Raw genomic sequence first — 15,519 nt, forward strand, 5'->3', positions numbered from 1 at the left:
CCTGCAGCCGCCATTCAACGTTTATCCTCCCCAGCCGCCTCCTCCGCCGCCGCCGCTCCCGCCACTCCCGCCACCCCCGCCTCCTCCCGAAGAAGGAATGATTACGGGAGGTGCGGCAGCCGGCTCGTCCGCCACCGGTTTAACCGCTTTCCTGGCGGCCACCGGTTTGGCAGCCGGGTTGACGACCTTCGGCGCCGCGGCTCGGCGAACGACCTTCGGCGCCGGCGTGGGCGTCGCCACCAGCGGCGTCGGTTGAAGGGGTGGCCAGGATGTGCAGCCCATGACCCCCGCCATGGCGATGGACAGAGTTATCCCGATTGTTGCCTGCTTCAAATTTCTGCCCACCATTGCCTCCTTGTTGATCAGAACAAATCCCGACGCGGATTGGCTTGTTCCCAGACCGCCCTGGCCACGGTGACCAGTTGCTTGTCGACAGAACCGCTCAACGGAATCTTCGACTTGAGTTCCCCACGCAGTTGCTTCAACGCCGCCGCTTTCGCCTTGGTCCCGAATTTCGCCAACGTCGCCCGGGCGTCAGGCAGCTCGTTGCGAAGATCGAGCGCAACTGTGAATGCCAGGAAACGCACGGCGACGGCCTGGTCGGCCTTGTCGCCCTTTTGCATCTCGAGAGCCGCGCGATCGTAGGCGCCGGACTGGTCACCGCGCGAGGTCGCCAGTTCAAACAGACGTTGGGCTTCATCAAGGTTCTGCTCGACGCCAACGCCATCACGGTACATGCGCGCAAGACTGCCCGGCGCATAGGGCTGGCCGAGGTCAATGGCCTTCTGGAAAAGCGCCAGCGCAGCCTTCGGATCCTTCTCGACGCCCCGGCCGCTGAGGTAATTGCGACCGAGCAGGTTCATCGAATACATGTCCTGACGCTGGACGCCGGCCTCCAGGAACGCAACGGCGCGGGCCTGATCGGCGGGTACGCCGTTGCGGCCTTCGGTGAAGATCGCCGCGAGATCGTTCATGGCATAGGTGTGCCCCATTGATGCCGCCTTGAGCAGCAGATCCAATCCTTTGCCGGTGTCGCTCTCGACGCCGTAGCCATTGAACAAGGCACGGCCCCACGACGTCATCCCGTAGGGATCGCCCTTGTCGGCTGCAGCCGCGTAGAAGGTGTTGGCCTGCTTGCGGTCGACAGCCAGGCCGGTTCCCGTCGCGTAGAGGTAGCCGAGCTCGAACACCGCGCGCACATGCCCCCTGTCGGCGGCCTGCTGTATGGCTTTCCTGGCCTGGTCGACCTTGCCGGCTGCAAGTAGCGCGCGTCCCAGTTCATAACGGAAGCGGGCGACATCGGGATACGCCTTCACTGCAGCTTCGCACAGCTTCACCGCGTCGGCGCCGATTTCATTTGGCAGCAGGCCGGGGACGACGCCTTGAAGGTCGAGAGGTTCGCCGGCAGCCAGGTCGCACGGATCGACGTTCGGCGAAAGTTTCATTTTGGCGGGTTTGGCTGCTCCGCTGTCCGCCCGAATTTCGAAGGCGATCTCGACCGGCGCACTGGCCCCGATCTGGGGTTCATAGCGCAGCCCCTCGACTTCGCCGACCGTCAAGCTCGATTCGGGCGACAGGGTCCGATCCGGCAGCGAGAGTGTTCCCGTTGCCGGATAGTTTGTGACTTTCAGGCTGACCGCCGCGTCGTCTGTCGGGACATCCAGGTTCAGAGCAACGGCGCCGACGCCGACCGGAACGTCGACCTCCCGGTTCTCGATCGCCTCGGCCGCACCGGTGACATTAATGCCGCGCTGCAGCACCTGCTGCTTTTGCTCGGCCTCGAGCGCGGCCATCACCTGTTCGCCCTCGACTCCTTCGCCGCTCTTGACCCGGAACACCAGCATGCCCTTGGCTTCGCCGCCCCAACTGTCGCGTGCGGCGTAGACCAGCATATCCATCTGTTCCGGCTCGCCAGTTCCCTTGGGGATATCCAACTGCAAACGCGGCAGATCCTTGCCCTGGATCAGTTCTCCCGCCTCGACGACCTTGCCCTCCAGCATCAGGCGTCCCAAGGCGGGCGGTCTTTCGATGCTGACGGTTATTGTCCCGCCGTCGACCTGGACCGGTTCCGGAAGGTCCAGATCGATGGGGCCTGCCCCGGACAGCACGACCTTCTCCAATACCGGCGGCAGCGATGGGCGGCTGATGCGACGCATCAGAACGACTTCGTCGATCAGCGAAGAGTTCTCCCAGGGAACCTGCAGGCCCTTGGTAGCCTCAACCACATCCCGGCGAACGGCCGACATGACCGTGCGGATCTCCTGGTTCGGGGCGAGCGCGCGACGAGAAAACGCCGATGAAAAAGGACTGAGGTCGCCGGCGCCGTCATAGGCGACCGCGCCGGGTTCGGTGGCGAAAGCAATCAGTGTGTTCAGTGAGCTTCTTACTTGCGCAAGTCCGGTGCCGCTGGCGGTAAGAAGCTGGTCCCTGAGCCAATAGTCCTTGCGAGGGAATGGATTGTTGCGGCAGGCATCGAGGATGATCACCTGGATCTTCGATTTCGAACGCATCTGCTGCAGCACATCGTTCAGCTTGATTGCCTGAACCTCGACGTCCGCCGCATCTTTCAACGAGGCATCGACGGGGATCAGGAAATTTTCGCCGCCGATCTGAAAGCCGTGGCCGGAATAGTAGACGACAGCCACATCCGCGCCGTCCACGGCGGCAAGATAGTTGCGAAACTGATCTTCAAATTGCAGCTTTGTAAGATTGCTCGCGACGAAAACATCAAAACCAGCCGCTCGAAACGTGTTGGACACGTCCACCACATCCTTGGCCGGGTTCTTGAGGGCCGAGATTTCCTGGTAATCGGAGTTGCCGATTACAAAGGCGACCCTTCGTTCGACTGCAGAAGCATCGAAAGTCGCGACGCTTGCGAGCATCAAGGCCGCAACGAATCCGCAACGTCGGAGCATGGCAAATCCCTTAACCGTCATTACCTGGCGACCACAAGAACACAGCTTGCAGTGCCAAGGTCCGTTAGAGAGCATGCTATCTGCCGAGACAGAAAAGAGAGAAAAGCCGTCGCGACAGCGGTATATTCCTCACTTGATCGGTCCCTAAATTACATCAGAGCCCGAGTGTCCGCAATGATCGTCAAACGGTTTCTCAACTATTTGCCCGTGGTCGATTTGGCCCCCCTCGGACCAGGCGCGGCCGGCATACCCTTGACTTGCGCACGCATCACGCGTCAGGGCGCCTGAGGTTTTCCACTACTAATGTCGGCCTGCCCCTGATTTTTACTACCCATCATTTCCCCGACTCAATTAGCGTCTGCTTATGGAGCATCGGCACGCCATTCGACGGATCAAGGAAGGGCTTTGGGAGGTCTACGACATAGACGACAATAGGGTTGTCTTCGCAGACGGGGTGGCACTGACAAATTTGCTGGATGAGGAGGCACTCGACGCCCTGGAGCTGCTAAAAAGTGGATTCCTGGTTCCGAGCAGCGCTCCCAAGGCCAGTTGACACTTCCCCAAGGGACGCCGAGGCCCCGCGAGATGGGGCACTGAAGGCGGATAGCCGACACGCAAAAGCGCCGCCGCTTGACGGGCTCCTGGATGCGTTCGCTCGTCGAGATCTGCCACCTATTTCGGCCACGTCGCAGCCGCGATGCAGAAGCTGTGGATCAATTCGCGAGGCTCAGCGCGCCGCAGCGTGGCAAAACGAAAAACTCTCCTTCGTTTGGTTGATGCCTGAACAGTGCTCCGCCCGTAAGTTCGTGCTATATATTAGCAGGTGCTATTATGAGGTTTTTGCCCGTTCAGGAGCCGACCAACACATGGGCCGTGTTCGATACGACCGTGGATGTGCCGGCGTCCTTCGCTGGTAATTGCCTTATCGGCCTGCCGCGGGAGCGGGCGGAGTGGCTCGCAGCAAGGGCCAATCAAGATGCGTTGGCAAGAAGGAATTGGATTGGCCGGCTGTCGTCTTCCGAGACTGAGCACGCCGTGCTTCCCATTCGCAAATGCCAGAAATCGCTTACATCAGCAGGAGGGATTTCAACGACGGAGGAAGAGGCCGCTGCGTTGGGATCAGCGACACAGTGATTTTGACAGATCGGCGATCGGCAGCGAACGTCGATAATTCGCGTCAGTGGCAGCTCGCAAACCTTGGAGATTGGCCGAAACACCCCTCCACTTCGTCATCCCAAGCGACGCGGCGCAGACCCTGGGATTTATGCCGTTACCTCAGCCGAGGAATGCAGGGACCAGAATAAGAGCGCTCTCTGTAGCGATCCTTCGCGCCCCCCTCTGTCCTGCCGGACAGAGGGGGGCGCTGTCCAGGGCGCTGTCCCTCGGCGATCAAAGGTTCTGCATCGCAGCAGCGCTCCGAGGTAACGGAATGGACCCAGGGTCTGCGCCGCGTCGCTAGGACGTCGGGACCAATTCAGCCAAGGCACTCAGAATGGCCGCCTGATCTGCCGGCTTGCGAACAAATCTAGAGTTGGCGAACGCCGATGAAACATCGCGCGGCCCAAATCCGGTCAGACAGGCGAACGGAATGTGGCGGGTTTTTAATTCTTCTGCGATCGCCAGGCTCGTTTCGCCATGCAGTTGAACATCCAGCAGCGCCACGTCGACATGATTTTCGCCGATAAGGCCAAGGGCCGCCGCCACCGAAGGGGCCGGGCCGATCACCTGATGTCCCGAAGTGCGCAGACAAGCAGCGATGTCCTCGGCGATGAGCCATTCATCCTCGACCACCAGAACGCGCAGCCGGTTGGTCACGGCGCCTCCTTGCGCATCATCGGTAATGTGATCTGGACCTCAAGACCGTCACGGTTGAAGGTGGTCTCGACGTTTCCGCCAAGCCGGTAGCCGATCTCACCCTGCAGCAGGGAAAGTCCGAAGCCGCTAACCTTCGGCTTTCTGACCGGCGGCCCGTGTCTCTCGCACCAGGCGAGCGTGAAAACATCGCCCTCGCCAGACCATTTCAGAACGACCCTGCCCTCGGGCTTCGACAGCGCGCCATATTTGGCGGCGTTGGTCGCCAGTTCATGAATGGCCATGCTAAGGGAAAGGCCCTGTTGCGGGCTAAGCTTCACTTCGGCGCCGTCAAGTTCGAACCGGTCAATGCTGAAAGCTTCGAGCTCCTGGTTCAGCAGTTCGTTGATGGAAGCTTCTTTCCAGCGTTCCTTCGACAGCAGACCGTAAGCCCGCGACATGGCGTGTAGGCGACCAATCAGCGCTTCGGCGAACTCTTCCTTCGATTCCGAACTTTCACGGGTGCGGTTGGCGATGCTGGCGACCACCGCCAGCATGTTCTTGACGCGGTGGTTCAGCTCCGAAATGAGCACCCGGTTTTGCTGTTCCGCCTCGGCCAACGTGGTGACATCGACCAGCGTGACTACGACGCCCTGGATCCTGTTGTCCTTGTCGCGATACGGATTGATGCGAACCATATAAAACCGGCCCTGGTCGTCGCGCGCCAGATGATGGCTCAGGATCTCTCCGGTTTCGAAAACGGCATCGATATGCTGTTTCAGCTCGGGATAGTCGAGCTGGCTCGAAAGCTCGGTCAGCGGCCGGCCGACGTCGGAGGGACGCAGGCTGAAGAAAGGCGAGGCCGCCGGAGTAAAGGTCCGCACCACCAGATTGCGGTCGAGGAAAATAGTTGCAATCTGGGTGCTTTCGAACAGATTCCGTAAATCGCTGTTGGCGCGGTCGAGCTCTTCTATCTTGCTGGTCAGTTCCGAATTGATCGTGTTGAGTTCCTCGTTGAGCGACTGCATCTCCTCCTTCGAGGCCTCAAGCTCCTCATTGGTCGACTGCGCCTCCTCGTTGACGGAGACGAGTTCCTCGTTCGACGATTTCAGCTCTTCCAGCGCCGTTTCGTACTCCTCGATCGTCGACTGCAATCGCTCCCGGGTTTCGCGCAGCTCCCGCTCGAGATCAGCAGCGCCTTCGCCATCGCGATTTTCGCTGCCCACATCCGACCGCGGCTGCACCGGCCCCGATGGTTCGAACAGGACAAGGTAAAGTTGTTCGCCCTTGCCGCGTTCAGCCAAGGGCTCGACAATGAGCTTGATCGACTGGGCCTGTGCGTCGTCCTCGTCGACGACGACATTTTCCCGCACGATGGTGCGGCGCGTCGTGGTGGCTTCCCGCAAAGCCGCGCGCAGGTCGAGCCTTAGCCCGGCGCGGGCCAAAGTCAGCACCTGCCGGCTCGGAATGCCTTGCGGCGCTTCGAGATATCTGCCGGTCCGGGCCGAATAGTAGACGACGTCACCATCGCCATTCACCACAACATGCGGCGGCGCGAAACGCTCCAGCACTTGTGCCTCGACCGCCTGCCGAAGCGGGTAGCTGGCGGTTGCCTTCTTCGACATCACGCTCTCGGACGGAAACGCGGCCGAATGGCCATCGCCGATCAGCATCGGCAGTCTTATGTGTGGCGAGGCATGTTCGCGCGCTTGAAAAATGCGCTGCTTCTTGTCGACGGTGGCGAAGAGGGTGTCGTGCTGGCCGACGCTTTCGGACGTGCCGAGGAGAAGATAACCGCCCGGCTTCAGCGCGTAATGGAAGATCGGAATGACCCGGTTCTGGATGTTCGAGCCGAAATAGATCAGCAGGTTGCGGCATGAAACCATGTCCATGCGTGAAAAGGGCGGGTCGCGGACGACGCTGTGAGGGGAAAAGACGCACAGCTCCCGGACCTCGTTGGCAAGCACGTAACTCTCGCCGTCACTGCTGAAAAAACGCTGCTTGCGTTCGGGCGAAACCCCCTGCAGCAATGCCGCCGGGTAACGCGCAGCGCGCGCCACAGCAAGTGCGGGCTCATCGATGTCAGTCGCAAATATCTGGACGCGTGGCACAACCGAAAGCGTCTCCATGTGTTCGCGCAACAGCATGCCGATGGAGAACACCTCCTCGCCGGTGGCGCAGCCAGGCACCCAGATCCTGACGGCGTCGCTGGCGGTCTTGCCCTCGAACAGCTGCGGTATGATCTTGTCCTCGAGCAGCTTGAACGCATCGGGATCACGGAAGAAATCGGTGACGTTGATCAGCAGATCGCGGAACAGGTCCATCCCCTCGCGAGGGTCTTTCTTCAGCCACTCGACATAGGCTGCGACCGAATTAAGCTGCGCGATCTGCATGCGCCGCTTTATCCGCCGCAGGAATGTCTTGGTCTTGTAGCCGGAGAAATCGTGGCCGGATTGGCCCTGCAGAATGCCGTAGATCTCGTCGCGGAGCCGACCCAGTTCTGCCGTCTCGTGCTCGCCGTCTCCGGCAACGCCGTTCAGCATATCGAAGCTGCGGGCGAACCCCTCGAGCTTGGCACCGATGTCCTCCGCCGGCGCCGCAATATCGATCAGCCCGCTGGAGATCGCACTTCTCGGCATGTCCGGATTGCGCGGACCGTAGCCGTTGGGAGCCTGGGCGACCGTCAGTCCGCCACGCTCCTTGATCGCCTTCGCGCCAAGCGTGCCGTCGGAATCGCCGCCCGACAAAATGACCGCAACCGCATATTCGCCCTGATCCTCGGCCAACGCGCAAAAGAAGATATCGATCGGCTTACGCTCGCGGCTGAGCACGTTGGATTGCCGCAGGTGCAGCACTCCCTTCTCAATCGTGAGAACGACGTCTTGCGGCATCACATAGACGTGGTCGGACAGGACAGTGGTGCCGTCCTCGACGACGACAACCGGCATTTGCGTGTAACGTCCGACGACCTCGTGAAGCAGGCTTTCGCGCCCGGGACTGAGATGGGTGACGATGACGAACGCCATGCCGGGCTGGCCGGTGATGCCTTTGAACAGACCCTCCATCGCGGGAATGCCGCCGGCTGACGCGCCGACGCCCACAATGGGAAATCTCTTCATCCGGGATGTCACCGCAAGCCCTCGGTTGAACAGCCTAGACGACAAGGCCGCCAAAACGACCCAAAGCCCACGACTGGGCTGAACGCAACGCCAGCATACAACGTGCAAGAGGGCCGGAACAAGTCCGTGCAGACGGCGTTAAAGTCGGGACCATTGTGGAACTCCAATGTCAAAACGCACACCTGACCTGAAGCCGACAAAACGAGCGTTGTTGCGCTTCGAGGATTTGCTGAGTTTGCCGGGAAACGCATCCATTCCGCCCCGCATGCTGGTTTTGGCGAAACGATTGCAGGCAGCCTTGCAGCAACATTCCGAACAAGCCCGTGCGGACAATTGGAAATCCCGCTCGAAGAAAGGACGATGAGGTGCGCGATCTCCGAGGAGTGCGCATACTGATCGTCGAAGACGATTGGGTATTGGCCGGCGATCTTGCAAGATATTTCGGCAATATGGGCGCGGTCGTCCTCGGCCCTGCGGCGACGATCGAACACGCCTCTATGCACACCGAGGTGGCTGAGGCCGCGATCCTCGACATCAATCTCAACGGCCGGCGGGTGTTTCCGATCGCAGACGAACTGATGCGCCGCGGCGTTCCCTTCGTCTTTTTCAGCGGTGACGAGGACATCGTCATTCCCGAACGTCTCCGCCATGCCAGCAATCTTCGAAAGTCGTCGGACAGCTACGCCATCTTCGACGCCTTGTTTCCTCCGGAAAGGTCGGCCTTGGCGGGTCGCCCTCCCGTGAACTTGTCGGACAATGTCTTTTCAATTCTGCCGAAGCTCAGGCTCGCGGCGCGTCTGCTTCTGGGCGACGTCGGTGCTTCCGATCGGCTGGTCGAGCGAACGCTGGAGCGCGCCATCGACGAGATCGACACGAGGCGAGCCGGCGTGTCGACCGAAGACTGGCTGAACGGCATCATGCGAAACATTGCCGGATCGGGCGGAACGAGACTGTTGCACTGAGGCCGTGACCATTCGGCAACCGCCGCGTGTGCTTAGACCGTCTAGTATTTCCAACAGACAGAAAAGCATGTAAAAACAGCGATCTAGAGTGAAGTTTTCTGTCAGAACGCGAGGCGTGCCTCAACAGCTGCCCGACACCGCTGACATAGCAGCTTCCTCAGCCGTTCTTGCGGACTGCGCGCTCATCCCGCAAACCCGCCTTCGTCGAGAAAGCTTTGCTCCTCTTCAGTCATCGCACGGCCGAGAATCGGATTGCGATGGGGGAAGCGCCCGAAGCGCCGCACGATGTCGCGGTGCCGCTCGGCATGGGAAAGGTTGGGCTGCCCGAGATGGCTGGTGAGCGCTACCGATCGTTCCTGATCAGCCAAATCTTCCGAATGTCCAAACGGAAGATAGAAGAAGAGTCGTAGCTTTTCCTCGACCCTGCGGTCGTGGCCGGCAGCGATGCCGGCAGCCGCGATTTCGCGTGCCAATGCGTCGGTCTGATACATGCGTGGAGTGCCGCGAAAAGCGTTACGCGGAAACTGATCGAGCAGAAGCACCAGCGCCAGGGCGCCGGGTGACGTGGTGAGCCAGCCCGCAAGTTCGCCACGCACCGCGGCCTCATGCCAAGACAGGAAGCAATCACGAAAGCGCCTGTCGAAATCCGGATTTTTGGCGAACCAGAGATCGGGACCGGCGTCCCGCCAGAAATTGACGACGGCTTCAGCTTCCAAAGGCGACGCAAGCGCACGCTTAAGGCGTTCGTTAAAATCAGCGGCTGCCGCTGCGTCCTCGCACCCCTCTGTGGCCGATGTGCGGATATGTGGCATTTCCCGGACAGTAGGCGATGCCAACTGCAAAAACGCTTCCATAGAGCGCAATCCGCCCAGATTGGCCGCCCATTCAAACGTCCACGGCATCCTAAGCTCCAATCGTCGTGTGAGGATCTCGCTGCGGTGCTACTCGGCTTGTTCAGCAAGTACCGTGTCGAACTCGGCGAGTGTCGAGCGCAAGTCGTGAACCTCCGACCGGTCCAGCAACCTCGTGATGAGCCGATCGATCTTCGGCGTCAGGATAATGAGGTATCGGCTCGGCTCGATCGCACAGTATGTGTGCGCCAGGCCGGCGGGCACGAAGACCGTCGTTCCCGGAGTGGCGTCGATCTCCCGATCCGGGAATTTGAAGCGGAGCCGCCCCTCCAGCACATGCCATGCCTCGTCATCCGACTGGTGAATATGCATCCGGGAGGGGCCGGACATCGTCCACTCCCGGATCACGAGCGATGTTCCGGCAGCGGAGATCGGAGGCGCGCCGGGCTCGGCGATGATCGGGTGCGGACCCTCGGCGGGTACTCGTGACATGGGGCCTCTCCGAAGTGATTTGTTGTTCACTGCGGAGAAATTCCCACTTGCCGCCACATGAATCCAGCGACATTATTTCAGTGATATGCTGAACCAAACTGATCTAACCCGTGTCGACCTAAATCTCCTGGTGTTGTTTGAGATCGTGCTGGAAGAGCGGCACGTCGGCCAGGCGGCGGGAAGACTCAACCTCTCGCCGTCGGCGATCAGTCACGGTCTCGGGCGCTTGCGGCGGCTGCTCAACGACCCGCTGTTCCTGCGAACGCCCAAGGGCGTGGTGCCGACCGACCGGGCGCTGGACTTGGCGGAACCGGTCGCCGACATTCTTGCGCGAGCGCGGAGCGTGATCGCCACTGCCGAGCCGTTCGACCCGGCTACGTCCACGCGCCGTTTCACGATAGGCGCACCCGACGGGGTCTCGGCCGTGTTCCTGTCCCCGCTGCTGGCCGAACTGCGCCGGCTCGGTCCGAGCATCAATATCAGCGTGCGGCAAATTCTCCCTCCTCGCGCCGTCAGGACGACTGACGGCGTCTGGGAGCCCGTCCTCGCCGACATAGAGGCGCGCGCAGTGGATATTGCTGTGGTTCCCGCTGACGAGGTGCCAGCGCGGTTCACTGCCCGGACCCTTTACGAAGAGGATTTCGTGATCGCGATGCGCGCCGGACACCCGTTTGGCAAAGACCCGACGCTTGATGCATTCTGCCGGATGCAGCATCTGGTCGTTTCGCTCACCGGCGATGCTTATGGCTTCGTCGACGACATTCTTGGCGAGCACGGATACTCACGCCGCGTAGCGCTCACTGTCCCCAACTTCATGTTCGCGCTCGCGATCATCGCGGAAACCGATCTCATCGCCGCGTTGCCGAAGACGTTCGTGGCCATGTACGCGCCGCGCTTTGGTGTCGTCGGCGCCGAGGCGCCGTTGCCGCTGATTCATTCCCGCATTCGCGCGATTACCTCGAAGGCCGCCCTCATGGATAACGGTGTGGCCTGGCTCTTTAACCTGCTGGGAAAAGCCGTAAAGCCTGCAGATGTCTTTGGATAAAGGACGCCTCCTACCGGCGCACCGAAATGGCCTCGTCAATAACCACCGTCTCTTTTAGGGTCGTTCTTTCGCTTGCGGCAAGGTCGCCGAGGCCAGCGAGTGGCTATAGCGCCAAACCCAGCCTCGCGTCCCTAAACACCGGGCGCAGCTTTGATCCGAATAGAAGTTCGTGATTTTTCCAGGTCGCAAGGAACATTCCTGGCAGCTGACAGTTCGGCGCGAGGAACTTACCTTCAACAGCGATGGCGGCAGTTTCGTGGGATCGAAAAAGGTACGGATTGGAATAGCCGGCGTCGGCAATTGCGCGTCTTCCCTTGTCCAGGGCCTCACCTATTATCGGGACGCCAGCGGCAATGAGCCGATACCGGGCCTGATGCATGCTGATCTCGGCGGCTATCATGTCGGTGACATCGAGGTGGTTTGTGCTTTCGACGTCGCCAAGGGCAAAGTTGGGCGCGATGTGGCGGATGCGATATACAATGCGCCCAACAATACCTTCCGCTTTGCCGACGTTGCGGCAACCGGCGTTCGCGTCGAGCGCGGACCGACACTTGACGGCATCGGCAAATATCTGCGCGATGAGATCGAGGAGGCAGATGAGCCGGTCGCGAATGTCAGCGCGCTGCTTCGGGAAAGCCGCGCAGACGTACTGGTCTCATATCTGCCGGTCGGCTCCGAAGAAGCTACGCGTTTTTATGCCGAGTGCGCGCTCGAGGCCGGTTGCGCCTTCGTCAACTGCATACCGGTCTTTATCGCATCGCGGCCGGAATGGCGCCGGCGCTTTGAGCAGCGCGGTCTGCCGCTGGTCGGCGACGATATCAAAAGCCAGGTCGGCGCGACGATCGTCCACCGGTTGCTCGCCAATCTGTTCCGCGAGCGCGGCGTCCGCATCGACCGCACCTACCAGCTGAATTTCGGCGGCAACACCGATTTCCTCAACATGCTGGAACGCGAGCGGCTAGAATCGAAGAAAATCTCCAAGACACAATCCGTAGCCAGCCAGTTCGACGTCCCCCTGGAGGCCGGCAACATCCATGTCGGCCCCAGCGACCATGTGCCTTGGCTTACCGATCGAAAATGGGCCTACATCCGCGTCGAAGGCACGACGTTCGGCGGCGTGCCGCTGAATGCAGAGCTGAAACTGGAAGTATGGGATTCGCCCAACTCGGCCGGGGTCGTTATCGACGCTGTCCGCTGCGCCAAACTGGCGCTTGACCGCGGCATCGCAGGGGCGCTGACCGGCCCTTGCAGCTATTTCATGAAGTCGCCGCCCGAGCAGTTCACCGATGCCGAGGCACGCCTGCGCACGCTGTCTTTCATCGCCGGGAGGGACGAGCCGATGCTTGATGCCGCGGAATGACGACGACGTTCCTCTTGATCCGCCATGCGGCGCACGACAATGTCGGCGAACACTATGTCTCGCTCGATCGACGATAGCATCAGCCCGCAACTCCGGCTGGCAATAGACCGGAAGATTGCATCTCTGCTGACTGCTATCGAGCAGGAAAAGGTCCCCGACCGGCTGACCGACCTTGCGGATCAACTGCAGAATGCGCTTGTCGAGAAGCGTCGACGCAAAGCAAAGAAACAGGACTAGCTATCGACGCCTGTCGCGAAGTTTCCTTGGCTTCTGACAAGTGCCGGGCTTCTGACAGATGATTGCGTCCTTCCACCAATGTCTGCAACGAACTTTCGCCGAGGTATTCCAGCACGCTGGCACGCGCTCGGTTAAGGCGGCTTTTTACCGTTCCCACCGCGCAACCGCACATTTCGGCAGTCTCTTCATAGCTGACGCCAAGGACCCCGATCAGCATCAGGACCTCGCGCTGATGCTCCGGCAACCTCTGGACCGCGTTAGAGACTTCCTTGCTCTGAACCGACCACTCCTGCGTCGCTTCCGTGATCGGGATTGCGGAGGCGCAGTCAAGCAGGCCTGGCTTTTCCCTGTCGGCGGCCTTGATGCGCGTATAATAAGCATTGCGCATGATGGTGAAGAGCCATGATTTCATACGCGTTCCGGGCTCGAACTTGTCGATGTTGGCGAGCCCTTTGGTCAATGTCTCCTGGACCAGGTCGTCGGCATCGTCGGGAACCCGGCAGAAGGTGCGGGCGAAGGCTCGCAAGGCAGGTATCAGGTCAACGAGGGAAACGTCATCCGTTTCCTGGTCGGCCAAGGGGTAGCCCCTGGAGGACAATGGTCCAGCTCCCAGCAAGAACGAGTTGATGAACGCAGACCTAGCTAAATGCATGAAGGTTTGGATCGTTCCGGACACAGAAATAAGGTGCTGGAAAATCTCGGATTGGGCGACGCACACGCCCTGCCTGCGCGGCTGAACTCCTGTTGCGGCAAGTCCCGCCGCTTGGAATATGCCAGAGAATTCGCGATCTGTTCGCCCGATGGCCGGCTCCGCGGCAAGTCCAGCGGGCGGCCGTCTATGATCGGTCGTTGTTCTTAGCCGCCTCCTCTCGCTGCTTTTTCAGGACTTCGTCAGTCCCAACCAGCTTTTTCGCCCCGCCGGATATCGCTGTGGACACCACCGCAGGCGGGTCGCTCGCCGGAAAAGAATCCTCAAGCCCGGCCTGCAACTGGTCTTCCAGGGTTTTGGGCTCTTCCGACCGACCCGACGTCCTTCGGGCTCTTGCTTCCTCCAGCGGCTGTTTCATGTCAGGCGAACTACTGACCGCGCGAACGCAGGCGTAAAGCTGTTCGATGGCTAATTCCTTCATTGCCTCGAAATCGGCCCTCTCATCATGCATTGCCTCGATCTGGTCGACCATGGTCTTCTCGAAACGATCAAGGCTCCCGCTGCCGCAAGCCTGGCAGAGACGCAACAATGCTTCGTGGAGCACTTTCGGACCAAAATAAGCAGACGCCTCAAGCTTGAGCCGCTGCAGATGCTCTGGAGTCACCGCCTGAAGTTTTGACATATGCAGCCCTTTCGCCTGACGAGCATATCAACGGCGTTGGTCGGCAGATGTTCCAATCACCCTCGACCGGGCTCGCTAAACGGGGTCGCTCCGTCACTCACCGCCATGCGAACGCCAAGGCCAATGATAGCGGGATCCATGGTCCTGCTCTCTCACCTAACATCTGCGCAGTGTCTTTGAACCCATTGGTGTGCTTGAGGATTCCGGTTCAAGCCATTTTAAGTCCGGCAACGGTCAGTCGGTCACGCCGGTTCAAGAATCTCGGACGGCAAGGCGCTACCTGCATCTTCCGAGCGGAGCCTGGCGATCTTTGCCTGGGCTCCGCAAGCCTGTCACCACAAGGAATTAGGCGGCGGCTTGAAGGGCGCGTTGGTTGACACCACCCTCGCCTAACCCGGTCAGAGCTTCGTCGGTCGCGACCTCTTCCTTGAGCGTCTCTTTGAGAAGGGCGGCGACATCGGCCTTTCCCATCTGTTCTGCCCAGGCAACAAGAGTGCCGTACCGGGCGATCTCGTAATGCTCGACGGCTTGCGCCGCTGCGACCAGCCCGGCATCGAGCGCAGGAGCACCGTCATAGTCTTCGAGGATCTCAGAGCCTTCTTCAATGATGCCGTCGATGGCCGGACAGGTCTTGCCGCGTGCTGCCTTGCCAAATTTCTCGAACACCTCCTCGAGGCGATCGACGTGAGCTTCCGTTTCCATACGATGCTTTTCGAAGGCAGCAGTCACTTTTTCCGACTCGGCAGCTTTCGCCATTTTCGGCAGCGCCCTCAGTATTTTCTTTTCGGCGTAGTAAAGATCTTTCAGCCCGTCGAGGAACAGGTCCTCAAGACCCTTGGTTGTCGCTTTCGCAGCTTTTTTCGCAGTTGCCATGGTCGTCTCCCGCTGAGGTTGGAGCTAGCCTCCCTAACTGGGAGGCGTCCGATAACCCCGCCGGCCGGCAACAAGTTCCCTGATGATTCGAGCCCGCTGGAAATTTTTCGCTTCAGGCCGCACAGGTGCTGCAAGGCTTGCGCTGGTGAGACGGCGGTGCGAGCAAATGGCTGCGCCAGCAATCGGCTCAATCGATCCGCTTGATACGGCCCTTGTCGAGACGGAACACTCCATCCTGGCCGCCCTGCTTCTCAAAATCGGTAAGCAGATCATCCCAGGTCCCGAGGAATTCGCCACAGTCGTCGCAAACGATCCGGTCCTCAGGGCGGGCGTCGGCCGGAATCCTCAGCCTTATCGTCAGGCAATAAGGGCACTCCAACTGGTGGTTAAGATACTGTTTGGTCATCGACGACAGCAAGAATGCACTGGAAATGTGGCCCCTGCAACCTCTCCATTCCGTGACATCAGAGCGTCACGCCGGTGCAGAACCTTTGATGGTGGCGGGACAGCGCCCCCCTCTGTCCTGCCGTACATCTCCCCCAC

General features: G+C 60.3%; 13 protein-coding genes and 1 pseudogene. 5 read left to right on the top strand and 9 right to left on the bottom strand.

The features are described from left to right. Nucleotides 1-97: 97 nt before the first annotated feature. On the top strand, nucleotides 98-256 hold the full coding sequence (locus BQ8794_RS35615; RefSeq protein WP_167378734.1) for a hypothetical protein: 159 nt from the start codon (nucleotides 98-100) through the stop codon (nucleotides 254-256). A 106-nt stretch (nucleotides 257-362) separates the two neighbouring features. Here BQ8794_RS35615 and BQ8794_RS14020 read toward each other — a convergent pair whose 3' ends face one another. The 3 genes from BQ8794_RS14020 to BQ8794_RS14040 form a co-directional block, all read right to left on the bottom strand. After that, the gene (locus tag BQ8794_RS14020; protein ID WP_244554952.1) at nucleotides 363-2,882 is read right to left on the bottom strand and encodes a caspase family protein; all 2,520 of its coding nucleotides are present in this window, start codon (nucleotides 2,880-2,882) and stop codon (nucleotides 363-365) included. Nucleotides 2,883-4,370: 1,488 nt separating this feature from the next. Next, nucleotides 4,371-4,730, bottom strand: coding sequence for a response regulator (locus tag BQ8794_RS14035; protein WP_077378444.1), 360 nt, complete (start codon nucleotides 4,728-4,730; stop codon nucleotides 4,371-4,373). Beyond that, nucleotides 4,727-7,825 (bottom strand): CheR family methyltransferase, encoded by a 3,099-nt coding sequence (locus tag BQ8794_RS14040; protein ID WP_167378735.1) that lies wholly within the window; start codon nucleotides 7,823-7,825, stop codon nucleotides 4,727-4,729. The genes BQ8794_RS14035 and BQ8794_RS14040 overlap by 4 nt, the downstream gene beginning before the upstream one ends. Before the next feature lie 166 nt (nucleotides 7,826-7,991). Here BQ8794_RS14040 and BQ8794_RS34670 point away from each other — a divergent pair, with 166 nt between their 5' ends. Next, complete coding sequence (locus BQ8794_RS34670; protein WP_143744549.1) at nucleotides 7,992-8,189, top strand: hypothetical protein; 198 nt, start codon at nucleotides 7,992-7,994, stop codon at nucleotides 8,187-8,189. 1 nt (nucleotide 8,190) lies between these two features. Beyond that, entirely contained in the window at nucleotides 8,191-8,787 is a 597-nt protein-coding gene (locus tag BQ8794_RS14045) for a response regulator (protein WP_077378450.1), read from the top strand. Between the two features lie 182 nt (nucleotides 8,788-8,969). On the opposite strand, the gene BQ8794_RS14050 is transcribed toward BQ8794_RS14045, so the two are convergent. After that, nucleotides 8,970-9,599: a DUF924 family protein gene (locus BQ8794_RS14050; RefSeq protein WP_143744561.1), complete on the bottom strand. Its 630-nt coding sequence runs from the start codon at nucleotides 9,597-9,599 to the stop codon at nucleotides 8,970-8,972. Between the two features lie 129 nt (nucleotides 9,600-9,728). After that, entirely contained in the window at nucleotides 9,729-10,130 is a 402-nt protein-coding gene (locus BQ8794_RS14055; protein ID WP_077378456.1) for a cupin domain-containing protein, read from the bottom strand. Between the two features lie 85 nt (nucleotides 10,131-10,215). On the opposite strand from BQ8794_RS14055, the gene BQ8794_RS14060 reads away from it, so the two are divergent. Then, nucleotides 10,216-11,175 (top strand): LysR family transcriptional regulator, encoded by a 960-nt coding sequence (locus BQ8794_RS14060; protein WP_077378459.1) that lies wholly within the window; start codon nucleotides 10,216-10,218, stop codon nucleotides 11,173-11,175. A 256-nt stretch (nucleotides 11,176-11,431) separates the two neighbouring features. Next, nucleotides 11,432-12,535: an inositol-3-phosphate synthase gene (locus tag BQ8794_RS14065; RefSeq protein WP_077378656.1), complete on the top strand. Its 1,104-nt coding sequence runs from the start codon at nucleotides 11,432-11,434 to the stop codon at nucleotides 12,533-12,535. 280 nt (nucleotides 12,536-12,815) lie between these two features. On the opposite strand, the pseudogene BQ8794_RS14075 reads toward BQ8794_RS14065, so the two are convergent. The 4 genes and pseudogenes from BQ8794_RS14075 to BQ8794_RS14090 all read right to left on the bottom strand — a co-directional run. Then, nucleotides 12,816-13,349: pseudogene (locus tag BQ8794_RS14075) on the bottom strand (sigma-70 family RNA polymerase sigma factor); the annotation flags it as partial. A 259-nt stretch (nucleotides 13,350-13,608) separates the two neighbouring features. Further along, a complete protein-coding gene (locus BQ8794_RS14080) occupies nucleotides 13,609-14,103 on the bottom strand; it encodes a hypothetical protein (RefSeq protein ID WP_077378466.1) in 495 nt (164 codons plus the stop codon). A 345-nt stretch (nucleotides 14,104-14,448) separates the two neighbouring features. Then, the gene (locus BQ8794_RS14085; RefSeq protein ID WP_077378469.1) at nucleotides 14,449-14,976 is read right to left on the bottom strand and encodes a YciE/YciF ferroxidase family protein; all 528 of its coding nucleotides are present in this window, start codon (nucleotides 14,974-14,976) and stop codon (nucleotides 14,449-14,451) included. A gap of 187 nt (nucleotides 14,977-15,163) precedes the next feature. Then, on the bottom strand, nucleotides 15,164-15,382 hold the full coding sequence (locus tag BQ8794_RS14090; protein WP_077378472.1) for a hypothetical protein: 219 nt from the start codon (nucleotides 15,380-15,382) through the stop codon (nucleotides 15,164-15,166). Nucleotides 15,383-15,519 lie beyond the last annotated feature (137 nt).

The sequence above is a fragment of the Mesorhizobium prunaredense genome, from assembly GCF_900156895.1.
Classification (GTDB): Bacteria; Pseudomonadota; Alphaproteobacteria; order Rhizobiales; family Rhizobiaceae; genus Mesorhizobium; species Mesorhizobium prunaredense.